Genomic DNA, 25,007 nt, shown 5'->3' on the forward strand with positions numbered 1-25,007 from the left:
ACGAAATACAATCTGACAGGGATATCCAATGCGAGTTCCTAAATATTTTTAAATTTATATGGGCAGCTTGCGGAATAACGCCCTTAGGCGAAACGCCGAGTACTCCTGAGTCAGACAATGTAAATCCTTAATCAATCATAGCGTATCGGCATTGAGCTATAATTGCCCCTAAGTTTAGTGCGTGCCATTATTCGGTCACATCATTTTTGCCAGATTACCCAATTGTTTCAGTTTAAATTTAAGCTCATCTGACCATGGAATACCGATACAGAGGCGGATACAGTTCTGATATTGATCTTGCAAGGTAAACATCGGACCCGGGGCAATGCTGATTTTTTGTTTCATGGCCAGTTCATAGAGTTTTACAGCATCAACTTCTTTATTAAATTCTATCCATATGGCCAGCCCACCTTGCGGCCGGGTTGTTTTTGTACCCTCTGGAAAATATTCGGTAACCGCATCAATAAAATGCTGATAATTCTGTTGTAATGTACGACGGAGTTGGTGCAAATGGCGATCATACCGACCAGTTTTTAGAAAATTGCCAACAGCTTCGTGAATAACAGAAGTTGAGGCAAGGGCATGTACAAGTTTTAGTTTAAGTAATTTTTCTTTATACTTTCCGGGAGCTACCCAACCTACACGGTATCCTGGCGCCAAGGTTTTCGAAACTGCGCTACACCACAGCACATTACCTTCTGTATCAAATGATTTGCAACATCTTGGTCGTTGGGTGCCGAAATAAAGATCACCATAAATATCATCTTCAATAAGCGGAATATCATTTGCGGCCAAAAGCTGAACAACTTCTTTTTTATGCGCATCGGGCATGCAACTACCCAACGGTGTATTAAAATTGGGAATTAACAGGCAAATATCAATTTTCGACACCACTTTTCTAAGTGCATCTATCTCAATGCCTGTAACCGGATGCGTGGGCAATTCGAGTACTTTTAAACCTAAACTGATTACCAGCTGGAGAATTCCGGGATAACAGGGACTTTCTATGGCCACCGTATCACCTGGTTTGCCTAAAGCCATCAGGCAAAAAGATAATGCATTCACTCCGCCAGCGGTAGTAATCAGATCATCTTCATGAAGGTTTCCTCCCCAGCCTAAAGATCGTACTGCAACCATTCTGCGTAATTTAACATTGCCCTGAAGCGGCTCATATTCTGTCCCTCCTTCTTTAAGCGTCCGCGTAGCATAAAGTATTTCCTTTTTGAGTTTTGCCAATGGCAACAGGCTTCCTGATGGCACACCAATTGAAAAAAGGGTTAAATCATCGCGACCAATGCTAGAATATACCTGGGTACTCAGTTCGCTCGGCTCATGATGATTTGCAATTAGTGAAGGTTTACTAACTGCAGGTAGTGGAAGTCGTTCTACCCTACGGTTGCTTACAAAGAAACCCGATTGTGGCTTGGCCTCAACCAACGATTGGGCTTCCAGTTCCAAAAACACACGTTTTGCCGTATTCATGCCCACTGCATATTCTTTGCAGAGCATCCGAACAGAAGGAAGTTTATCTCCCGATCGAAGAATACCGTCTCTAATCTGTGTGGCAATTCCGCTTGCTATTTCGTTGTACCTGTAAACTTTCTCCATAATCAACAAACTGTATCCATACAAATATACAAAACTGATACTGTATTTATCGCTTTTAGCTTTGCACCTTTGATTTAAGAAATGAAAGACATGAAAGAAACAGGAACTGAGCCAAGCAAAGAGAATATTTCAAGTGGCTGGCTTAACGGATTTATCGCCGTACTGATCTTTAGCGGCTCTATGCCAGCCACAAGAATGGCAGTGATGGATATGAGCCCTGTTTTTGTAACCGTTGCCCGTGCCACTATAGCTGCGTTGCTCGCAATGGGCGTATTAATTGCATTTAGAGAAAAAAGACCATCAAGCAAACATTTAATCTCACTGGTCATTGTAGCACTGGGTGTGGTAATCGGCTTTCCTTTGTTAAGTGCCCTTGCTTTGCAACACATTACCTCAGCACATTCTTTGGTATTTTTAGGCCTTTTGCCCATGGCTACAGCTGCTTTTGCTGTTTTACGGGGAGGTGAACGTCCTAAACCCATATTCTGGTTTTTCTCAATTGTAGGTAGCCTTCTGGTAATTGGTTACGCCATTTATCAGGGAATTAACGCCGCACCAATCGGCGATATTTTAATGTTATTGGCAATCGTTCTTTGCGGGCTTGGCTATGCGGAAGGTGCAAAACTATCTAAAACATTGGGTGGTTGGCAGGTAATCTCCTGGGCACTTGTGCTCTCGCTCCCGCTCATGTTACCTTTAATGTTCATTTATCAACCAGCTTCATTTGCTGAAGTGGGTACCGCTGCCTGGCTGAGCCTTGCTTATATTTCGCTCTTTAGCATGTTCATCGGGTTTATTTTCTGGTACAGAGGGCTTGCACAAGGTGGAACCGCAGCAGTTGGACAGCTCCAGCTCCTACAGCCCTTTTTTGGATTGGCTCTTGCCACTACCCTGCTCCATGAAAAAGTAACTATAGGTATGCTAGCCATTACGATGGGCGTAATCCTTTGCGTTGCGGGTTCAAAAAAGTTTGCTAAATAACCATCATATACCCTTCAAAAATCTAATAAAAATGTTGATATCCAATAGTTTTAAGTTTGATGACCAAAGTGAGCAAATTGCCTTTATGAAGAGATATAGCTTTGCCACGATCATTACCAGCTACAATAATTTACCCATAGCCACTCAGTTACCTTTCGTTGTAAATGAGGTAAATGGAAAGGTCTTGATTAGCGGTCACTTTGCGCAAGCCAACGAACAGGTGAAATATATTGAGCAGTATACATCGCTTATTATATTCACCGAGCCACACGCTTATATCTCTCCCAGCCATTACGAAAAACACGAAAGTGTACCCACATGGGATTATATTAGCGTACATGCTTATGGGAAAGCCAATATTATTAGCGATGAAGAAGCTAAAGAACAAGCGCTAAAAGAAATGATTCTGTATTACGAAAAAGAATATCTCTTACAATGGGATAGTCTTTCAGAAAAGTTTAAACAAGGCATGATGCGGGGAATTGTAGCTTTCGAAATAGAAGTAAGCGATCTTCAGGGAAAGAAAAAACTAAGCCAGAACAAATCGGAACAGGAACGAAAAAACATTGTATCGCACCTCGAAAACAGCAACAGCGCTGTAGAAAGAGAACTCGCTCCATTCATTAAAAACCTAAAGCCATAACCATGCAGATAGAAAATAGTACGATACATGATATAACAGAAATTTTCCGCCTATATGAAATCGCAACGGATTTCCAGAAAACGAAATATAGCGTTCACTGGCCCAAGTTCGAACTTTCGTTGATTGAAACAGAGATTAAGGAAAACAGGCAATGGAAAATAATTATTAATGGGCAGGTAGCCTGTATTTGGGCAACTACCTTTAGCGATCCGCAGATATGGGAAGAAAAGAACCTCGACCCAGCCATTTACATTCACCACATTGCTACAAATCCTGATTTCAGGGGACAGAACCTAGTGGGTACAATTATAAACTGGGCAAAAGAATATGCAAAAGCAAATGGAAAACGTTTTGTTAGATTAGATACCGTTGGTGAAAACAGGGGGTTGATTCAACATTATCAAAAATTTGGATTTGATTTTTTGGGACTATACGAACTAAGCAACACCGATCTGCTTCCGGCACATTATCATCATAAGCCAGTTAGTTTATTCGAGATGCAAATTTAATGCTGAATACATACTGCCCCAAAACCTTCAAGTTCGAAGGTTTTGGAGCTTCAATTATAACGGAAATATATGCCCAATGGTGTTATCCATAGTTAAGCGTCTTTTTTAATCCTTATTGCAAATAGCGACCATGTTGCCAATAACATGATCACCGCCGAAACCTGGTAAACAATAGATAAATCTACTTTGGCATCTTTTAATGCGCCACCAACATAAACCATTAATCCACCTATAATTGTACTCAGGAAATTAAGAAAACCATATCCGGTTGCAATGTACCTGCTATCGGCAATCTGCCTAAGTACCGGCATTAAATTAGCGTCGTTTATCCCCCTGGCAATACCAAAAAAGAACATAGCGATAATGGCTATTGCAAATACCGTGGTTGACGACATGAGAAATAAAAATGGTGCACCGACAGTAAAACCGATAATGATCATAAAAACCCTGCTTCTTTTATTTTTGAGGAACCATTTATCGGCAAAATAACCGCCCAAAATTACCCCAACAAAAGATCCGATCTGAATATAGCCTGTTGCCGAAATTCCGGCCTCACCCAGGTTAAGGTGAAAATGTTCTTTTAAAAAGGTGGGTAGCCAACCATACACCAGCCAGTTTGCGGTACCCAAAACACTGAAATAAAACAATAATACCAGAAAAGACCGCTCTTTAAACAGGATCTTAACCGAACCTAATAAACTTATGGTTTCTTTTTTTACTTCTTCTACCTCATTTTCTGTCGTTTCGTGTTTAACATCTTTTAAATAATACAACAGCACAATCGAATAAAGAATCCCAAAAATTCCGAATACATGGAAACCATATCTCCAGCCCCATATTTCGGCAATATAACCACCCAAGCCACCCAATGCTAAACCAGCATAAAGGCCGCTCATGTGCAGTCCTGTGGCAAGCGATCTTGTTTTTCCTTTATGATAATCCGTAATCAGCGCCAATGCCGCAGGGATATAACAAGCTTCACTTAGGCCCATAAACAAACGCGAAACAAGCATTTCTTCAAATGAGGAGGTAAAGCCCGTCCATAAGGTTACTGCAGACCATACTGAAACACTGAATATAATTACTTTTTTCCTGCTGTATTTATCGGCCAAAAAACCTCCAAAGGGACTTAGTATCCCATAAGACCAAAGAAAAACCGAAGTCAAAAGCCCGAATTGGGCATCAGAAAGGCTAAACTCTTTCACAATAGGATCGCGCATAGAGGTGATCATAATCCTATCGAAATAATTTAAAAAGGCCACTATCCAAAGGAGTGCAACCAGGCCCCAGGCATAATATGATTGATTTGATTTTGTACCGGTCATTTCTAGATTTTCCTCTTGTTAAAATAATTTTACTGTTTTGGTCTCGCTATGATCACTTTTGGCGTTCTTACTGCCGGCCTTACTTCTCCACCCGGAAAAACAAGATTTCCCCGCCACAGCACCATTGTATTTGTTACCGCAGGCCAGGTACTGTTATTGGGATTTGTTTGCGCATCTGCTTTGATATTCTTTAACACCTTCCCCTCTACCGACCATTTGTTTTTCTCTATATCGTAAGCTAATATTTCATCTGCAAAACCAGGGTGTTTTTCTTTTAGTACAGCTGCTTTCGGAGCAAGTACGCCGTCATCACCGCCGAATATGAGCAACGATTTGTGATGGGTGTTGTAGGCTGGATATGGCGCGGCTACAACGGCTTTTGGTAGAGAAGCTATTTTTTTCCACCCATCAGCAGCGCTGTAACAAAAAGCATCCGTTAGATATTGTCTGTCTAGGCCTCCTTTATTATTTTTGATCAGATCGGCTCCACTGAATAGATAAAAAGTTTGATCGACAACACCAGCCACAGCCAACATTCGCGGAAGGCCAGGCCAGGTTTCTAATTTATGCCAAACCCGCTTTTTTCCTTTGGAAGATAGATCGAAAGACCAAAAAACATTGGCAGTATGATCAGCTTCCGGCGTAAGGAGTCCGCCTGCAAGGTAAATAACGTCACCTAAAACCGCTCCCGTAGTATTTGCTATGGGTTGAGGAAGGTTTGGCAACATAGTGATGCTGATGCTTTTATCTTTGTAAAGAATAGCATAAACCTTTGCCGAATGGCCTTTCTCGTTACTTCCTCCAATGCAAATGAATTGTTTGCCCCAAGAAATGGAGAGCCCATAGCCTAAAGCTTCAGGAAGTTTGCCTGCTACTTTCCATTTTCCGCTGGGTTTATCCAGGACAAATATTTTATCGCTCCACGCTTTTTTTGAGCCTGACCATGGCGCACCACCATCTGGAAAATTTGCTCCTCCGGCAACAATCAATGCATCGCCCGATACTCCACTAAAAGAACCGGCAAAACCGAAGTTATCTGGTATGGCCGGCAATTCTCCCCATGCAAATTGATTAGCTTTTTTGGTAATCTGTGCAAAACCTGCTGTTGATATCAACATAAAACTTAGAAAAAGTAAGGTATTAAAGTGTTTCATATGATGTGCCTATAGAAAATTTGCATGCTTTTAAGCATTACCTATATTTTTCGAGGAGCTCAAAAAAGCCAGTTTTGGTTAAATCGGCCTTAAGTTCGATAAATTTATCAGAAGAAAGTGGTACCAATGGTAACCGGGCATCTCCTAGATCATAGCCTAACATTTTCATAATCGCTCTTTGTGCTGCAATCGATGGATGTTTGATAATGCAGCGGATAAAATCGACCACTTTTAATTGTAATGCCCTGGCAGCAGTTAAATCATTATTTCTGAAAAGTTTGATTATTTCGAGGTATACCGGCGCGGCAAAGGTGTAGGTACTACCAATAGCACCAACAGCACCTACCGCCAAAGCACTTAGCAACATCTCATCATAGCCTGATAATACTTCGAATTTCCCATCCTTGTAGTTTAAACAAGCTTGAAACTCGTGAAGTGTTGATGCAGTATACTTTATGCCGGCAAGATTTGGGATTTTTTGTTCTCCGAGTGCTAAAAACTCAACCATATCCATTCCAACGCCAGTTAAAGTTGGCATATGATAATAATAAAATGGAAGTTCGGGAGCGGCAGAGGCGATTTCGGCCATACAATCGACCAGGTTTTGTACCGAGGTCGGTTTGAAATAAAATGCGGCAACTGAAGAAAATGCATCGGCACCAATCTGTGCTGCATGGGCTGCAAGCTTTTTACATTCGTGTATGGAAGTATGCCCTACATGCACTAATACTAAAATCCTTTTATTTGCAGCTTTTACGTACGCTTCGGCAATAGCCATCCGCTCTTCAACAGTCATGTTTGGTCCTTCTCCGTTGGTTCCACAAATATAAACCCCTGCCACACCATCAGCCACCAATTTATCTACTAGTTGCGGTATGATGGTGAGATTTAAGGAACCATCTGCCTGGTAGGCCGCAAATGTTGCAGCAACTATGCCGTTAATTTTCATATGTATTTTGTATTTGTCTAATTAAAAAATTCTGGTATTAGTATTTTGGCCTGTTTGCGCACCGATGTTACATCTGATGCTGAAATCCATTTATAGGGCCATCTTAATCGTGTTGGAATCTGAATACAGCCACCAACTGCTGCTAAAAATTTATCTAATGCCGGATTGCTGTACTGTTGTTTTTGATAGGGGGCAATGCACATTTTAAAGAATTTTAGAATATTTTTTTCTATTCTCAAAGCTTCATCCAGATCTGTTTGCATCAGTTTCCATAAGTACTGAGCTGCCGATGGATTGATACAGGCAACATTTGAATAAGCCCCGGCCGCAATGTCCGCTTTTACCCCACTCGCCAGAAAATGGCCAGGGACGAATATTGATAAATGGCTTGCGTACATCTTCATCTCTTCGGTCCAGGTTGCATCTTTACTTAAAACTTTAATACCAATAAGTGATGGCACCGCTGTTTTGAATTTGAGGTAATCTTTTGGTTTTAACTCCAGCTTTGCATGTGGCGGATTATACAATACCAAAGGAATTCCGTTTGCGTGCTTTGCGATTACCTGTAAAAATCCTATCTGTTCAGCATCACAAGGAACTACCCAATCTGGCAAAATCACCTGAAAAGCACTTGGTTGTAGGCTTACTGATCTCTTAATCCTTTCTAATGAAATAACCGGCGAAGGATGACTACAGCCTATCTGAAAAGGCATTGATGCTTTCTGGCATTTTTCTGCAAACAGCCGATTGATCTCATCAAACTCGGCTTCGGTCTGATTGTGAAATTCGCCTGCCGTTCCGTTCGAATAAATACCATCTACTTTCGCATCAATCAAATAATCTATTTCATCAGCCAATAATCCGAAATCGATCGTTTGGTCAGTTTGGATGGGCAACAACAAGGTCGCCCAATTCCCTCTTAAAGTTTTTGCTGTTAATGTATTCATCGGTGTTTTTTAAAGATTGGCTTCAAATTCTTCAACCTCCTTAAACTTCGTTTTGCCTTTTACCAATCTACCTAAGCGGGGTTTGCCACCATTGTAGACTTCTATTGCGTCAGCATCTGCATATCTCAAAAACAAGATTCTACGGTCTCTGCTATCAGAAATATTACCGTCTGATTTATGAAGCATCCAACAGTTAAAAATCAAAACATCTCCTGCCTTCATTTCCATCGGTACAGCTAAACTATCGTCGGCATCTACAATAATTTCAGCGCCACTTTTCTTTTGTGCTTCGTTCTGCTCTACCCTGATCTGGCCTTTTTTATGACTACCTGGAATTAACCACAAACAGCCATTGCCCCGGTCAGTATCATCAAGTGCAGTTAAAGTGGTTAAAGCGTTATAAGGCTCCAGCTCCCCATAACCATTGTCCTGATGCCAGCCAAAAGGTTTTGTATTCCCTTTCATTTTAAATGTAAGCTGTGAGGTAGCTCCTTTTATATTCGGACCGATAATTTCTGAGGCTATTTCAACCAGCGGACCGCTAAAATAGTATTCCTTTACTGTTGTAGCCTGATGATGGATATTAATCAACAAGGCGTTTTGCAGCCAGCTTTTATTCGGATCGAAGGTCTCTTTTTCTTTACCCCAGGCATCCATACACTCTTGTTGCATCTGAACCAAACCTTCGGGCTTTAAAATAGACTTGATGATGAGATAACCATTTTCGTTAAAAAACGTCAATTCTTCACCACTGAGTGTTTTATAATTAAATAACGATTCACTTTTCATAAATGGTCACATTAATATCCTTGTGTTTGCACCAAATTGGGATTTGCTGCCAAAACAGTTGTAGATAAAGGCCAGAATAAAGGCACCGTTTTATTTTTTAGGTTAGGTACGTAAGTATAGGCGTTTATGGTACCGCCGAAATGAAAGCGCACAATATCGTACCAGCGTTTGTTTTCGAAGAAAAACTCACGACCGCGTTCGTCAAAGATGGCGCGCTCTACGGTAGCTTTATCAGTTGCACCTGTATAAACTCCGTTTCCGGCTCTATTTCTAACTTTATTTAAATACACAATTGCCTGTGCAGTATTATCAAGCGCGGCATAAGCCTCGGCTTCTATCATATAAATATCGGCCAGTCTGAATATGATGACATCGTTATCAGAAACCCGGTCGTCAGCGTATTTGGTGCCCGGCATTTTGGTAATCCATGCGCTCTTTTGTACGGTTCCCTGTCTTTCGATGATAAAAGTATTTGGCACACGTTTATCAGCGGTTAAGTCGCTAAAAAGCGCCCTGCTTTCTTTACTGATCTGGTAACCGCCCTGTCCGTTAACAGAAGTAAGCGCATAGGCAATGCTATCCAGGTTGGATGCATTCGAAATCGCCGTTAAAAATGGCAAAGCATTTAAACCATAGTTTGCGCCATTTTCATCACGGTTATAATAGGCCGACATGATTACTTCAGCGTTTGCCCTTGTTGTGGTTACATCTTTAAAGTTGGTCAATAATGAAACACCTGTAGCTTCTACCGCAGCAGCAGCCGTGATCGCATCATTAAAATCTGCCGTACCTCCAGCCAATACTTTGGCGCTCCATAATTTAGCTTCAGCTTTTAACGCCAATGCAGCGCCATACGAAAACCTGTATTTGGATACGTAAGTTTTTTCAGGAAAAAGTGCTATAGCCTGATCTAAATCGGCAAAAACCTGTTTCATCACCTCAGTGGCTTTCGCTCTTGGCAAAAGTGGAACATTATCATCGGTAATGGTTTCGAGCATCAATGGTGTATCGCCAATAATCCTAACCAGATAAAAATAAGTATAGGCACGCTGACAAAGTGTTTCGGCCTTTAACCTGTTCTTCGTAGCCGCATTAGAAAAAGGAAAAGGCTCTATTTTGCTGAGCAGGAGATTACAGTTACCTATGGCTTTATATTGCCCATTGTAGTTTAAAGCACCTACTGTTGGACTTAATATCTGTGACCATACCGTTGTTAAACGGCTGTTGGTTCCATTAATGAGCTCCTCGCTCCGTTCGGTACCGTAGGTAATGGAATTGGCAAAGGCCCTGATGGAAGTATATGTTCCGGTAACATAGGGAAGAAAATCGCCCTCACTTTTAAAGTAAACCTGATCGGTAATCTGCGATTGTGGTTTAACTTCGAGTAATTTTTTGCAAGATGAAAAAGCTGCTGCTATTACAACGATAACAGAAAGCAGGATATATTTCTTGGTCATTTTCATGTTTTTAAATGTTAAAATCTTAATGATGCGCCTAAGGTGAACTGTCTTGGACGAGGATAACCTCCCGGATCGAATCCGGTATAAGTTTCAGGATTTAACCCTTTGTATTTAGTGAGGTAACCAACGTTGGTAACGCTCGCAAAAACACTCATTCCGGTTGAACCGATTTTCGACATGATGTTTTTAGGCAGGTCGTAACTCAGGTAAATTTCGCGCAAGGCTAAAAAGTCTCCTTTCGAAATCATGGTAGAAACATCCGATGCATAACCACTTCCGGTCCCTACCGTACTGGCTCCCTGCCTGATAAAGTTTTTCTGTCCGAAATCAGCGTCCCCGAAAGAGAAACGGGCATATAATTTATCCACATCACCAGATTTTTGCCAGATATCATTCCCTAAAGCTTGTGCCGGAGCACCTTCATTATAGGCCCTGCCCTGTCCTAAAGATCTGGCTAAAGCGCCATCAGAGATCACAAAGCCTAAAGCATAATCCATATTAACCCTAAGCGTAAAACTTTTATAGGTAAATGTATTTTGAAAACCTCCGATTTTATTTGGCGTTTTATAGCCCATAAATACCATATCGCGGTTATCGATAATATTATCGTTGTTTAAATCTGCAAACTTGTAATCTCCCGCATGTTTACCTACCGTTATACCAGCCGCCGTAGCAATCTGATCTACTTTACCCCATGCAGCAGCTTCAGCCTCTGTAGAAAAAATTTTCTCTACCTGCCATGCATAGTAACCAAACGGGCGCTCTCCTTCTGCATATCCACCCACTTCAATTTCTTTACCGGTATTCGGATCGATGACAACGCCTCCATTCTGTCTATTTTTTAACCTGCCATTATTAGGTAAGCTGATTACTTTTTGCGCGTTATAGGCAAAAGAGAAATTGGCGTTCCAGGCGAAATCTTTCATTTTCAGCACGGTTGCCTGAAGCTCGATTTCTATCCCTTTGTTCTGGATTGTTCCGTTATTGAATGTAATGGTAGAAAATGGCGCCTCTGCGGGCAATGGTTTAGAATCGATGCGATTTTTGGTGAGTTTATCATATAAATCGACGGTAAGATTCACCCTGTTCTTGAAAAAACCTGCCTCTACCGCAACATCAGTTGTTTGTGTGGTTTCCCAAACCAGGTTCGGATTAGATAAGTTTGCACGTTGGATGCCTGAATTCTGTGCATAAACCGCCGAAGTATAACTTCCATAAGTATCGGTTAAATCTAAATCGCTCGAACCTGCCTGTCCCCAGCTTCCCCTAAGTTTTAAAGTGCTCACTACATTCGATTTCCAGAAATCTTCTTTATGGATATTCCATCCCGCAGAAACCGACGGAAATAATGCCCACTTATTTTCAGGGGCGAAATTTGAAAAACCATCGTTTCGCAATACGCCACTTAAAAGGTACTTACTTTTATAATCGTAACTCAGCTGACCAAAAAAACTGGCAGATTTAGTTTGACTGATCCGTGTTCCGAAATTGGTAACATTGGTTACGGTTACACCGTTAATGGTGGTTACAGTTGGTTCATTTATCGTTGTAATGTAATCGTTGGTTCCACGCTGCGAACCTATATCGATACTGTTTCCATCATTTTTGGTATAATTAAAACCAGCCAATGCGGTAAAATGATGATTTTCTTTTAAGGTGTAATCGTACTGAAGGATCTGATCGATCATTAACTGACGAGTGTTATTGGTATTCTCCGTTTTTAACCGGGTGGTTGCAAACTGGATCGGATCGGGAAATGCTTTTCTCGAAAAAATGGTTTTGTCATCGCTAATTAAGTAAGATAAAGCTGGCCTGTAATGTAGGCCTTTAACAATAGCCCAATCTGCATCTACCCTCGAAACCAATCGTTCAGTTGATGCTTTGGTATTATCGTAGGCCAACGTATGAAAGCGGTTTCTTGTTGTTAGGTTTTCGCCTGTAGTTGGTGTACCATCATCTTTAAAAATTCTGATCAGAGGCGTAATGCGTGTAGCGCGGACCAGATCATTGGTATAAGCATCTACATAATTTGGCTGTACATTCTGGTAGTTAAGCATGGCATTGATTTGTAGCTTTTCGCTTGCTTTAAACCCAAAATTCCCAAGTGCACTGTATCTTTTATAGCTTGTGCCCACGAAAGTACCTGCCTGATCAACGTAGTTCATTGATATATTGTAAGTAGCAATCTGGCTGCCTCCATCAATTCCAAAATTGTAATTATTGCTTATGCCGGTATTCCAAAGCAGATCCTGGTAATTATTGTCGGCAAATAACAGTTTAGTACCCGGGTTAATCGGATCATCCATCGTTTGCCAGCCGTTGGCCAATAAATTATCTACATATCCCTGGCCTTCAACCGCTACAATGTTATCGTATAAGGCTGTTAAATTTGTTCCAACACCGTACTGGCCTTTGGCAGTGTACACCTTTGTTCCTGCAGAAAAACCACCATTATTTAACAGTGTATTCTTATCAATTAAATCGTAAGTGCTTTTTGCTGTTGTTCGGGCAAGTGTAAGGTAATCTTTGGCACTTAAATAATCATACATCCGCGATGGAGTTTCCCAGTTTGTACGGTAATTGAAGGTAATATTGGGTTTCCCTGAGCCAAATTTTCCGCTTTTGGTTTTGATTACAATTACACCATTTGCGCCACGGGCACCATAAATTGCTGTTGAAGCCGCATCCTTCATTACCTGCAATGATTCGATATCATCTGGATTTAGATCTTTCATCGTCCTGAAAACACCATCTACAATAACCAGCGGACTTGATGCATCAGAAGATAATACAGGGTCTCCACCACTATTACCGGTGCCTGTTCCATAAACATTAAGTTTTGAACCCCCACGGATAATGATATTGGTACCAGCCGAACCTGGTTGCCCGTTTGATAACGGTACCGAAACTCCTGCAATTTTACCCTGTATGGCTGCTATTGGTCCTGCATTGGCAGTATTAACCAGTTGTTTGGTATCCAGTTTAGATACGGCGGCTGTGTTTTTCTCTCTCGATTGCTTAACATATCCAACTACCACCACATCGGTTAAAGACTGTGCATTTGGATTTAATTGTACATTTTTTATACCGCCTATTCCAACCTTTACTTCTTGTTCGTTATAACCTACAGAACTAAAAACAAGGATTGAATTTTGAGGTGCCCGTAAAGTGTATTTTCCATTTGCATCTGTAACAGTCGCGGTCTGCGTGCCCTTTACTTTTACACTTACTCCTGGCAGCGTTTCATTTTTTGTCGCATCAGAAACAGTACCCGATACCTGCACATCGGTTGTTTGTGCAGCTCCTGTTAAACCACAGAGGTTAATTGCGGCCAACAGGAAAATAAATAAAATTTTTCTCATAATTATTATTTGTATTTATGTACTACATATTTGGTTAGTATAGAAATTCGCTGATTAATCACCGCGTGACTAATTGGCCTTAATTATTTTGTTAAATCTGAATAGTTTACAGTTTTAAATACAATGCCCTCATACGGCTTTGCATATCCTGCTTCGAAAAAGCAGCCGATTATTTGTTTGTCTATTACTGCAATATCTGAGTAGGCTGATGGACCAGGATGTAAAACCATCTTATATTTCCATGTTTTACCGTCGTTTTCGCTTAAACGTAAAGTTAAATTTGCCCGTAATTTTGTATTTGCCGGATTGCTGAAAAGCAGTGTTGGTTTATTTTTGCGATAAAAATGACTCAGCAAACTTCCCTGGCAGATAGGCTCTATTAAAGTTGTATCTACCTGAACATTAGCCCAGTTTTGACCGCCATCTTCGCTTACAGCAGTATGCCTTGTTTTAATTGTCCGGTCACTGTTCCGCATGTTCAACATCAATCGGCCTTTCGAAATTTCGGCCAATGTAGTTTCGTTCATTTTATCCTGAGGGGTATTATTGCCTAAACTCCAGCTCTTGCCATGATCATCTGAATAAATGGTGTGTGCAAAATTCTGATTAGTACCCGTTTCTACATGGTTTATCGGTACGACCAATCGGCCGGCATATTTTCCTTTAAGTACCTGTAAGCCATGGCATGGCCCGGTTGCGTACCAGGTCCAACCTGTTTTTTTCACTTGAGCAGTAATCTCTGTTGCGGCCGACCAGGTTTTTCCATCATCACCAGAGGATAACATATATACATGCCTTCCATCTTTCGATGAGCCATCCATAATCTGTTTTTCATGGTCGGTACCCAAATTCCATGTAGAAATTAAAATGATATTGCCAGTAGCTTGATCCTGGATGGGAACAGGGTTACCACAGGTATTGGTCGAATCGCTCCACACCAATTGTAAGCCGGTCCAGGTTTTACCCTTGTCCAATGAACGTTTAACCACCAGGTCGATATCTCCAGAATCACCGCAATTGTTTTTTCGTGCTTCGGCAAAAGCAAGCAAGCTCCCGTTTTGAGTATTGATTAGGGCCGGAATCCGAAAACAGGCATAACCGTTTTCGCCAGCTTTAAAAATGAAATTCAGACTGTCTACCTTATTCGCTGTAATATTGACTGCCGCATAAGTGGTATTTATACAGTACAAAATCAGTGCAGAAAAGCAGCATAACCCGCCAATCCTTTTCAGATTTTTGATGGTGTAAAACATAACTTAAAAAAATTAATTTGGTTAGCGCACGCCTAATCAGACTTGCATAAAACAAATGTAATTAATAAAATTATATGTAGTACATAAAAACTTAATTTATTTTCCTTAGTGCCTCCAGTCGATCAAAATGAGGCTTTAGATGTTCGTACATTCCATTTCTGAAATCATTTTTATTTCCAGATTTAAGAATTTCTACCAGATCCTGATGGCTAACACTGCCAGAAAGAAACTCATTTTCTACCTGAAGTACAAAACCAAAAACCGGCAAAAGCATATGCTGAAAACGTTTTAAGGTATCGTTACCGGCCATTTCGTATAATTTACCGTGAAAGGCAATTTCGTTGGCAATGCGGAATGCTTCTTTGTTCTTTTTCTTTTCGCTATTGGCAATTATTTCAAGTTCACGGATACTTTTATCATTTAAATTCAAAAAAAGCACATCCGCGAGGCCCATTTCCAAAATTAACCTCAGTTCAAAAAGATCCTGTAGTGCATCCGGACTGATTATCAGCGGATCGAGTACACGCTGAAAACCGCCCAATACATCAGGGCTTGATAAAATCATACCCCTCTTTTTCTTAGTCTCAATCATGCCAAGCATCCTCAAGCGACTTAAAGCTTCCCTTAAAACGTTTCGGCTCACCCCCAGCGCTTCAGCCAGTTCCTGTTCTTTCGGTAATGCATCGCCAGGTTTAAATGATTTCTTTTTGAAATAATCTCTTAACCTCATTTCAACCACATCAGCCATTGTATCAGATGAGATTTTATCGATATCCAAACTTAAATCACTTTTTAATGCCATAGAAATACATATTTAGAAGCTTCAAATATACTCGTTTTTATGTAGTACAAAAACATTTGAAAAATAGTTCGCGCTTTTAGATTCAAAAACAAATGTTCACAAAATATGTAGTACATGTTTACAAAATAATTTTATAATTTTGTTTAAACCAAGTATATGAAAAAAATAATTTTAGCATTTACATTAATGCTTAACATGAACCAGGCAGGATTATTTGCACAAAATATTGTACCGCTTTACAAAAATGTACCGAACGCCATTAAGGCCGATTTAACAGAAAAAACAGATACTGCCAAAAATGGCAGAATATTAACCAGATACGTTACAGAGCCAACATTAACCGTTTTTCTCCCCGAAAAAAACGATGATAAGCGTGCTGCAGTAATTATATGTCCTGGTGGGGGTTATTCTTATCTGGTGATGAATAACGAGGGCACCGAGGTTGCAAAAGCGTTAAATAAACAAGGTATAGCGGCCTTTGTGTTAAAATACAGATTACCCAACGATCTGATTATGGAAAATCGTTCAATCGGGCCATTACAGGATGCTGAACAAGCCATAAAAACAGTGCGCGAGCGGGCTAAAGAATGGAACATTGATACGGCAAAAGTTGGGATAATGGGTTTTTCAGCGGGAGGTCATGTTGCCTCCACTGTATCTACTCATTATAAAAACGTAGTGATACCAAATCAGGAGAAAACAAATCTTCGGCCAGATTTTTCAATACTTATTTACCCTGTCATTACCTTTCAGGATAGCATTCTGCACAAAGGATCTAAAAAAGCTTTAATCGGAGAAAATGCATCGGCCGAAAAAACAGCTGAATATTCGAATGAGCTACAGGTAAATAAAGATACTCCTCCTGCTTTTTTGATTCATTGCAGTGATGATAAAGTAGTACCTGTTGCTAATACTATAAACTATTATCAGTCACTAAAAAACAGCGGGGTAAAGGCCGAAATGCATATTTACGCTACAGGCGGACATGGTTTTGGTTTAAAAAACGCGATGAGAACCGATAAATGGCTTGAACAATGTATGGCATGGATGACTGAAATGAAAATCAAAACACCATAAGGTCCCTTCCGCTGTGCAGGGTTAATTTTAAAACGGGGATCGATAGGCTTTTTAAGCCACAGATAAGGTAAGTATCTCTATGCCAATCGTATTATTTTATATAAAAAAATCATTTTTTCTCGTCCAAATGCTTTTCATTATATTCAAGACTCAAAAAAACACCATAATTAATTGACTACAAATAAGTTGTTTATTAAACAAACTCAAATAGCCAGAAAGAAAATAATCGATTTTTAATCAAAGACGTATCAGTAGAAATACAGCTGATTTAATTTATGCAAAAAACGCCTTTAAATAGCTTTAGAGTGCATTAAAAATTAATATTAGGGGCATTTTTTAGTGCATTTTTTTAATTACTTTCGACCAAAAGAACCAAACAAACTGACACATTCGAGCTACATAATAGATCAAACCTAATCTAGATAGGTAAGTGATTTGTTATGCTAAAATTTATTAAAAAGTCCTCAGCTTTTAATGAATTATTAGATCCATGTTAGGCTACATACGGGTTCCAACAAGTTATTTATGATTAAGACTTTTCTGCTGTTTTTATTTAACGGGTTACTGGGATTAATATTGCTCTGCTCAGCAAATATTGCATTTGCACGCCATGAATTTAAAACCGTAATAAACGCGGGCTTTAACAATTTACCAATCCCTTTTCCTTTAAAAGCCAGTGCAAGAACCACAAAAAGCTTACCTGCAACCAGCTATTCTAAACATTATATTGCGCCGGCCCCATGGCAATACTGGAGTAAAGCCAACGAAATTGTTATTACATCAGATATTGGAACTGTTACCGGAACAATATATAAAAGCGATGGTACTGTTGTTACAACTTTTAGTTGCGTTCAAGGAACGCCTTTTGTTTATCGCTTTACCGGACTACCCAAAGATGCACCTGAGCATGAATTAAATAAGGTACTGAGCGGGGCCGGATTAATCGTAGAGGCTACTGGATCTATTTCAGTGAATTTAAGAAATGTAGCTTCAGATAATTTAGGAACTGATGGTACGGATACAGATATTAAGGGTAATGCCTCTCTTTTTAGCTTTGGTGATGCGGCAATTGGAACGTCTTTTCGTGTAGGTTATTATCGGGACGGTGATCTTGCAAGTAATGCTCATCCACCGATCTATAGCATTATGGCCATCGAAAATAATACGATTGTTAAAATAGCTGGTGTGGCAAAGGCCACATTAAATGCCGGGCAAAGTTATTTATTCAATGCTCCAATGGGAACCTTGGTAGAATCGTCAGGATCGGCGGTAATGAATACCGCGGCAGATCTGGATGCCCCCGGAGGCTGTGGAGACGGTGCTTATAATCCAATTCCGCCTATTGCCTCCTTAGGTAAAGAATATGTGGTGGTTAGAGGTGAGGGTAATACGACTGCAGAGCAAACTACCGTAATTGCAACTGAGGCAAACACCAGCTTTACAGTGATACATTTTGATCAAAATGGTGTTCAAAAAGGCACCACAACCTACAATTTGGCACAAGCGGGAGATAAGCAAACCTTTAATCATGGCTATCTGAGTGGCGCATATGACCCCGTAAGTAATACAGGAAGATATTCCTCGACCTGGATTTCAGCAACAAAAAATATTGAAGTTTTTTCAGGCACAGCAGGCGCTTCCGGCGGTGCAGGTTGTGAAGTAGATGTGGCTACCTTAGTCCCAATATCCAGTTGCTCGGGATCAAAGCGAGTTGAAACCTCAAAGTTTACTGCTTACCTTCAAAGTACCAACCTCGATTACTTTGGCTATATCATTACCAGTAGTGCAGATAGAATTTATCTTAATGCAAATGGCACTCCGCTTTACAACAATACGGATATAGAAACTATAGCAGGTATAGGTACCCGTAAATCCCTAGGTAGTACGGGCTTATCTCTAGTGAGTTTTACACGTGCTGATATTGGATCGCCAAGTACAATTATAATAACAAGTTCCAGCAGGCTTACTGTTTCTATGGTACAGCAAAGTAGTGCTTTTTCGATGTCTAATTTCATTTCACGTTTTCCCGAAAAGGGCGCTCAGCCAGTGGTATCACAAACAAACTGTGCATCAGCAACACTTACAGCAACTCCAAATGCATCCAATTATCAATGGTATCTTAACGAAGTTCCGATAAGTGGTGCAAATACAAATACTTATGTGGCCAGTACATCTGGCAATTATGCCGTGAGTTATAGTTTAGATTGCGGGCTGAGTGCACCTTCTCTCCCAATAAAGGTTTCACTTTGTAATATCGACCGCGCCATTACCAAAACAGTTGATATCGCTTATCCGGAGTTAAATAGCAATGTGGTATTTACCCTTAAGGCCGAAAATTTAGGCGATGGCAATGCAGTTGGGGTATCGGTTACAGATTTGCTTCCCAATGGTTTTACTTATGTATCGAGCATAGTGCCATCGGGCACGAGTTACGATCCTATTTCGGGTATATGGACCATTGGCGATTTGGCCAGTAACGCCAGTATCTCCTTAAGCATCACAGCAAAAGTTATAACAACAGGAACTAATATTAACACCGCAACGATTACTGGCTCGCAGCCTGATCAGGTAACCACTAACGATCAGAGCTCGGTTAGCACCATAACTGGCTCTAAAGATAGAGAAGTATGTGTGGGTACAGCCATGAACGATATTATTATCAGTATCCCATCAGGTTCAAATGGTATTCAAGTTACAGGTCTACCAGCTGGGATAACTTATACCAATAGTTCATCTCCTAAAAAAGTCACCATTTCGGGTACGCCAACTACAGCAGGCCTACCAAAAACTTATACCGTTTCTAATAGTACAGGAACGCCATTCACTACAACAGGTTCAATAACGGTAAATGGAAATGTAAGTACTCCGGTTTTTAATACCGGATTAACCGATAAACGCTGTACTGGTACCGGAACCGATACTTATGTTGCAACGGCAACAAATGCTACAAGTATAGTCTACTCCATTTTACCACTATCGGCAGGTATTATAGATGCAAACAGCGGTAAAGTAACCTGGGATAATAGATTTGCAGGAACAGCCACCATAACAGCCACAGCAAAGGGCTGCGCGGAGAAAACAACCGATTTTATTGTAATTGTAAACGGGCTTCCAAATTTAACATTGGGTACCGAACCTGAAATCTGTCAGGGTTTTACCTCTTCATCTCTCCCTTATACCAACGCTTTAAACAGTCCGACAACATATAGTATTACCTGGAATACACTAGATTTTGATCCAGTTAGCAATCAGCCTTTGCCTGCAGGAAATATCCCGCTTAACATTCCGGTCAACGCTGCTTTAGGTCTTCATTCCGGTGTTTTGACCATTAAAAATGCAGCGGGTTGCAGTACTCAAATTAATTTCAACATTAAAATAAACCCAAAACCATCAGCACCACATGTGTTGGTGCAAACTAATTCACAATATTAATCAAACAAACAAAAAATCGTCCCCATGAACAATTCAATTACAAAAGCATTTTTAGCAATTACATTCTTGTTAATCTGCACATTTTCAACAGTATCGGCTCAGGTATTACCAACCACAAGCGGAGTTAGTCTTTTTTGCAAAGGCTCAGACCTTACTTTGCCCGCTGCACCAGCTGGAGAAGACTGGATTGTTAAATACAGTGCAACGCAAACTACTACGCCAAGTACAGGTGTTACTTTAGTTTCGGGAAATAAAATCGCAGCTGCCGATTTAAACACAGGCTATTATTATTTAAGCTCTAAATCAACCACACCAGGCTCCTGCGAATCTGAATTACAGGAAATTCCGGTATATGTGCTTCAACCTTTGACTGTTAATTTTACGCCTGCTGATTTCTGTCTCGAAAGTCCTTTGGCGCAAGTTGGCGCTGTTACCAATCCTGATGCCACCAACATTCCAACTTTGGCCTATCAGTGGTATACAGTAACCGGAGGAGTAGAAACGGCTATATCTGGTGCTACAGCAAAAGATTATACGCCATCGGCTCCAGCAACTGTTGGAACAAAAACACATAGGTTAAAAGTAGGTTATGTAATTAATGGCAATAAATATTGTCCGCAATGGGCAGATCATGATGTTACGGTAACCGCTAAACCTGTAAAACCAACCATTACTCCAGGAACCATTACCGGCACGGCAACAGCAGTTACTTTCTAGGCTGATTTTCGTTTTTCTGATGATTATTGTATAAATGAAGCTAAGGATATACTCCTTTCTTGCTTTGGCTATATTGTTGTTTTTTATTCAAACAGCAAAAGGCCAAAATGCTCCCGAAGGGCGGCAAACCATTACGATCAGACAAGGGTCGTCGGTGGTTTTGCGTGCAAATTCGGCTGGGGCGACCTCATTTATATGGTATAAGGATAATGTGTTGCTGCAAGGACAAACTAATCCTACGCTGATTACGGCTACTGCTGGTATTTATAAAGTAGTTAGTTCAAATAAATTGGGCTGTACATCCGAGATCTCGGATGAAATAGTGGTTATGGTAATCCCAGAACCTAGTGCAGATGTAGCCATAACAAAGCGATCAGAATCAAAAATTGTAGTGGGCGATCAGGTTTTCGAATATTACCTGAATGTTAGAAATAATGGTAAAGATGATGCCACCCAACTGGTAATAAAGGATGCACTTCCGGATAACCTGTCTTTAGAAAGTCTGGCTCAACCAACAGATGGACTGGCCACCTACGATCAGCTAAGCCGAACCATTAACTGGAACATTCCTTTACTGGCCAATGGCAAGTTTGCAGAACTGGTAATTAAAGTAAAATCTAAACAGCCAGGAATGGTCAGCAATACCGCAACCGTAGCAGCAGCAGAATTCGACCCACAACTGGCCAATAATACATCAACCGATAAAAAAGAGATTTCAGGTTTAAGAATACCTAATGTTTTCACGCCCAATGGGGACGGCAAGAACGACACTTTTTATATTCAACACCTGGAATCTTTTGAATCGAACGAGGTAACAATTATTAACCGTTGGGGGAGTACGGTTTATCAATCCAATCACTATCAGAATGATTGGACGGCACCGGGATTGGCCGATGGAACTTACTTCTATGTGGTTAAAGTTAGAAATGGAACAGCAACCTGGCAAGATTACAAAGGTTATGTAACGGTAATCAGGTAAATAAAAACAAAATACAGACATGAACATTTTGAAAAGGGTATTTCTTATTTTGACCATTACGATATTATCTGTTAAGGTTTTTGCGCAACAAGATGCCCAGTTTGGGCAATATGTTTTTAATAACATGTACATCAATCCTGCATATGCTGGTTATAAGGAAGAGCTTTACCTACAGGCTTTCGCCAGAGCACAATGGACTGGTGTTCGGGGCGCACCACAAACCCTTTCTATATCTGCAGATGAGGCTATAAATGACGAAAGTATTGGCCTGGGGATGATTGTAACCAAGGATAAAATAGGTGCACAAAACACTTTAAATGCATCGGCAAATTTCGCTTACAGGATAAAACTCGATCGTACTGAAACCAATATCCTCGCATTCGGTTTAGGCGTAGGTGTAATACAGACCTCCTTAAACGGCAATTTATTAGATCCTATCGAAATGGGCGATAACCGTATCCCGACAGGGTCAATTAGTCAAACCATGCCCGATATACGCGCCGGCATTCATTATTCAAATGAGCAATTTTTTATCGGTTTTTCGGCAAATAACCTCTTGTCAAAAACCTTATCGGTATTTGACGATTACAATTCGTTAAACGTTAAAATTCAGCCTCATTTTTACTTGAGTGCAGGGGTAGCATTACCTGTAAATGACGATTTTGTTTTTAAACCAACCTTTTTAATTAAAGACGATTTACATGGACCAACCTCATTAGATTTAAATGCCTTTTTACTGGTAAAAGAGCGTTTCTGGCTTGGTGCAGTTTATCGCACTTCGGTGAAAATTTATCCTAAAGATAACCTGCAGCGTGGATTAACCAGTAGAGCGGCAGTTGGTTTCATCAGCGAATTGTTTATAAGATCTAACCTGCGTATTGGTTATGGTTATGATTACAGCCTCAATAAACTGAGCAATTATGATTATGGCTCGCACGAAATCTCAGTTGGCTATTATATAGAAACCAAAAAGAGCCGAAGGCCAAAGTGTTATTTTTAGGCGCTAATCAAAAAATGCAGTGCAGGCCATTTATCAAGCCAATGCATTACCATGCAATACCATAATCTTCACCATGGTTACTCGAGCCACCCTGCAAACTATTGTGCTTCCAATCAAAATAAATGGCATTGATTGGCCCACTGGTCCGTTCTGAAAAACTGAGTGTATAACCCATTTTTTTCAGTTCATTACGCACCTCCTCTTTCGTATTGGTATTTAACAAGAGCTGACCAGGTTTTGGTGCCCTGTCGCTTGTTTTAGAACCACCCAGCGAAAGCCAAAGCTGATTCGTGTTAAAGTTAGCCGCTTCGGTTGCCTTTTGCACATTCATACCAAACTCAGCCATGTTTAAAAAGAACTGCAGCAAATTCTGATCCTGGGTATCTCCGCCCTGAACTGCAGCCGATACAAACGGTTTACCATCTTTGATAAACAATGAAGGCGACAGGGTTACCCTTGGCCTTTTGCCCGGTGCAACAACATTGAAGGGATTTAAGGTAGAATCGAGCACAAAACTTTGCATCCTTTGACTCATCCCAATGCCTGTATCACCAGCAATACAGGCCGGAAGCCAGCCACCACTTGGGGTAACAGATACCACCCAACCGGCCTTGTCTGCAGCCTCTATCGATGTTGTTCCCCTCCACAAACGGTCTTCATAAATTTCTTTTGGCGTATTGTTCCCAAGGTCGTGCTTTGGCGCAAAGTTACGTTTGGTTGTATCGGGATTAAAGCCTCTGCTTTTTAACAGATTTAGATATGGGTTTTTCTTGCCTTCATATGGGTACGGATCGCCGGGACCGGTGTTTGCATCATTTTTATCAAGCTGAATAAGCGAGGCCCTTTGTTTTGCATAATCTTTACTTAACAGACCTTTCATCGGTTCAGCCGGACTTTGATTAGGATCGCCATAATAAAAATCGCGGTCGGCAAAAGAAAGGTTCATTGCCTGATAAACAGTATGGATATATTTTGAGCTATTGTAGCCCATTGCTTTTAGGTCGAAATTCTCTAATATATTCAAAGCTTGCAGTAAAACAGGGCCTTGTGTCCACTGTTGTAGTTTGTATACTTTAATGCCTTTATAATCAGTACTTAATGCTTCTTCTTCAACTGGTTTCCATTTAGCAAGATCATCCATGGTAATCAGACCTCCTTGTTCCTTACTCCCACGCACGAATTCCTTGGCGATGTCTCCTTTATAGAAACGATCGTAAGCGGCCATTAATGCCTCTTGTCGAGAGCTACCTTTCTTCAACGCAGCTTGCTCTGCTTCAACCATTTTGGTTAGGGTGGCCAATAGATCTTTTTGAATAAAAACCTCACCTGCTTCTGGCGCCTCACGCTTTTCGCCCAAATGTGGCAATAGTACTTTTTTGCTATAAGGCCAGGATTTAATCAATTCTTTATCGCGCTCCATACTGTTTGCTGCCTGTGCTTCTATGGCATAACCCGCGGCCATGTGCATGGCAGGTGCCAGAACCTGCCCCAGGCTCATGCTACCATATTTACTCAGCATATAAATCAGTCCGCCGGGTGTACCTGGCGTGGTTGCGGCCAAGGGGCCGTATTCTGGTGGAAAACTATAACCTTTAGCTTTAAAAAAGGCTACGGTTGCTCCAGTTGGGGCGACACCCATTGCATTAATCGCGATCACCTTTTTTGTATTCGGATTGTAAATTAGTGCCTGTGTTTCTCCTCCCCAGCTTAAAGTATCCCACATGGTGCAGGTAGCAGCCAACATGGCGCATGCTGCATCAACTGCATTTCCACCTTGCTGAAAGATCATCGACCCTGCTGTTGCTGCCATCGGCTTTCCGGTGATGGCCATCCAGCTGTTGCCATAAAGCATGGGCTTTTGCGTTTGCTGTGCAAATAAAGGGCGAAGAGAGAGTGACAATAACAGAAACAGGGCTAATTTTTTCATAGTTCCAATATAGCTAAAATATATACCACAGCAGCGCTTCACCTGCACAGCGCCCTTAATTCTGGGTAATAAAACAAGCTTGTTACAAATTTA

Annotated in this window: 19 protein-coding genes; 8 read left to right on the forward strand and 11 right to left on the reverse strand. The window is 40.8% G+C overall.

Annotation, left to right across the window (positions count from 1 at the left end):
- Positions 1-195: 195 nt before the first annotated feature.
- Positions 196-1,608, reverse strand: a complete 1,413-nt coding sequence (locus LQ227_RS17585; protein WP_230140259.1) for a PLP-dependent aminotransferase family protein — start codon at positions 1,606-1,608, stop codon at positions 196-198.
- Positions 1,609-1,698: 90 nt separating this feature from the next.
- Here LQ227_RS17585 and LQ227_RS17590 point away from each other — a divergent pair, with 90 nt between their 5' ends.
- Genes LQ227_RS17590 through LQ227_RS17600 form a run of 3 tightly spaced genes read left to right on the forward strand, consistent with a single transcriptional unit; the run spans position 1,699 to position 3,741 of the window.
- Positions 1,699-2,589 carry a DMT family transporter gene (locus LQ227_RS17590; RefSeq protein WP_230146612.1) on the forward strand — a complete coding sequence of 297 codons (891 nt, stop codon included), beginning with the start codon at positions 1,699-1,701 and terminating at the stop codon, positions 2,587-2,589.
- A gap of 31 nt (positions 2,590-2,620) precedes the next feature.
- Positions 2,621-3,232: an FMN-binding negative transcriptional regulator gene (locus tag LQ227_RS17595; protein ID WP_230150166.1), complete on the forward strand. Its 612-nt coding sequence runs from the start codon at positions 2,621-2,623 to the stop codon at positions 3,230-3,232.
- Positions 3,233-3,234: 2 nt separating this feature from the next.
- Complete coding sequence (locus LQ227_RS17600; RefSeq protein WP_230150168.1) at positions 3,235-3,741, forward strand: GNAT family N-acetyltransferase; 507 nt, start codon at positions 3,235-3,237, stop codon at positions 3,739-3,741.
- 92 nt (positions 3,742-3,833) lie between these two features.
- On the opposite strand, the gene LQ227_RS17605 is transcribed toward LQ227_RS17600, so the two are convergent.
- From LQ227_RS17605 to LQ227_RS17645, 9 genes are all read right to left on the reverse strand, one after another.
- A complete protein-coding gene (locus LQ227_RS17605) occupies positions 3,834-5,066 on the reverse strand; it encodes an MFS transporter (RefSeq protein ID WP_230150170.1) in 1,233 nt (410 codons plus the stop codon).
- 29 nt (positions 5,067-5,095) lie between these two features.
- On the reverse strand, positions 5,096-6,220 hold the full coding sequence (locus tag LQ227_RS17610) for a galactose oxidase (protein ID WP_230150172.1): 1,125 nt from the start codon (positions 6,218-6,220) through the stop codon (positions 5,096-5,098).
- 37 nt (positions 6,221-6,257) lie between these two features.
- A complete protein-coding gene (locus tag LQ227_RS17615) occupies positions 6,258-7,169 on the reverse strand; it encodes a dihydrodipicolinate synthase family protein (RefSeq protein ID WP_230140240.1) in 912 nt (303 codons plus the stop codon).
- Positions 7,170-7,186: 17 nt separating this feature from the next.
- Entirely contained in the window at positions 7,187-8,116 is a 930-nt protein-coding gene (locus tag LQ227_RS17620) for a dihydrodipicolinate synthase family protein (RefSeq protein ID WP_230140238.1), read from the reverse strand.
- Positions 8,117-8,125: 9 nt separating this feature from the next.
- Positions 8,126-8,905, reverse strand: a complete 780-nt coding sequence (locus LQ227_RS17625; protein WP_230150174.1) for a phytanoyl-CoA dioxygenase family protein — start codon at positions 8,903-8,905, stop codon at positions 8,126-8,128.
- An 11-nt stretch (positions 8,906-8,916) separates the two neighbouring features.
- Positions 8,917-10,362: a RagB/SusD family nutrient uptake outer membrane protein gene (locus tag LQ227_RS17630; protein ID WP_230150176.1), complete on the reverse strand. Its 1,446-nt coding sequence runs from the start codon at positions 10,360-10,362 to the stop codon at positions 8,917-8,919.
- A 17-nt stretch (positions 10,363-10,379) separates the two neighbouring features.
- A complete protein-coding gene (locus LQ227_RS17635; protein ID WP_230150179.1) occupies positions 10,380-13,727 on the reverse strand; it encodes a SusC/RagA family TonB-linked outer membrane protein in 3,348 nt (1,115 codons plus the stop codon).
- Positions 13,728-13,810: 83 nt separating this feature from the next.
- Positions 13,811-14,980 (reverse strand): exo-alpha-sialidase, encoded by a 1,170-nt coding sequence (locus LQ227_RS17640; RefSeq protein WP_230140229.1) that lies wholly within the window; start codon positions 14,978-14,980, stop codon positions 13,811-13,813.
- A gap of 91 nt (positions 14,981-15,071) precedes the next feature.
- The gene (locus tag LQ227_RS17645; protein WP_230140227.1) at positions 15,072-15,782 is read right to left on the reverse strand and encodes a FadR/GntR family transcriptional regulator; all 711 of its coding nucleotides are present in this window, start codon (positions 15,780-15,782) and stop codon (positions 15,072-15,074) included.
- 156 nt (positions 15,783-15,938) lie between these two features.
- On the opposite strand from LQ227_RS17645, the gene LQ227_RS17650 reads away from it, so the two are divergent.
- From LQ227_RS17650 to LQ227_RS17670, 5 genes are all read left to right on the forward strand, one after another.
- Positions 15,939-16,859 carry an alpha/beta hydrolase gene (locus LQ227_RS17650; RefSeq protein ID WP_230150181.1) on the forward strand — a complete coding sequence of 307 codons (921 nt, stop codon included), beginning with the start codon at positions 15,939-15,941 and terminating at the stop codon, positions 16,857-16,859.
- A 525-nt stretch (positions 16,860-17,384) separates the two neighbouring features.
- A complete protein-coding gene (locus tag LQ227_RS17655) occupies positions 17,385-20,291 on the forward strand; it encodes a DUF11 domain-containing protein (protein ID WP_230150183.1) in 2,907 nt (968 codons plus the stop codon).
- 24 nt (positions 20,292-20,315) lie between these two features.
- Positions 20,316-21,008: a hypothetical protein gene (locus LQ227_RS17660; protein WP_230140221.1), complete on the forward strand. Its 693-nt coding sequence runs from the start codon at positions 20,316-20,318 to the stop codon at positions 21,006-21,008.
- Positions 21,009-21,042: 34 nt separating this feature from the next.
- Positions 21,043-21,987 (forward strand): gliding motility-associated C-terminal domain-containing protein, encoded by a 945-nt coding sequence (locus tag LQ227_RS17665; protein ID WP_230150184.1) that lies wholly within the window; start codon positions 21,043-21,045, stop codon positions 21,985-21,987.
- A 19-nt stretch (positions 21,988-22,006) separates the two neighbouring features.
- Positions 22,007-22,987, forward strand: a complete 981-nt coding sequence (locus LQ227_RS17670; RefSeq protein WP_230150186.1) for a type IX secretion system membrane protein PorP/SprF — start codon at positions 22,007-22,009, stop codon at positions 22,985-22,987.
- Between the two features lie 46 nt (positions 22,988-23,033).
- On the opposite strand, the gene LQ227_RS17675 is transcribed toward LQ227_RS17670, so the two are convergent.
- Complete coding sequence (locus LQ227_RS17675) at positions 23,034-24,914, reverse strand: gamma-glutamyltransferase family protein (RefSeq protein ID WP_230150188.1); 1,881 nt, start codon at positions 24,912-24,914, stop codon at positions 23,034-23,036.
- Positions 24,915-25,007: the final 93 nt, after the last annotated feature.

It is taken from the genome of Pedobacter sp. Bi27, from assembly GCF_918698255.1.
Classification (GTDB): Bacteria; Bacteroidota; Bacteroidia; order Sphingobacteriales; family Sphingobacteriaceae; genus Pedobacter.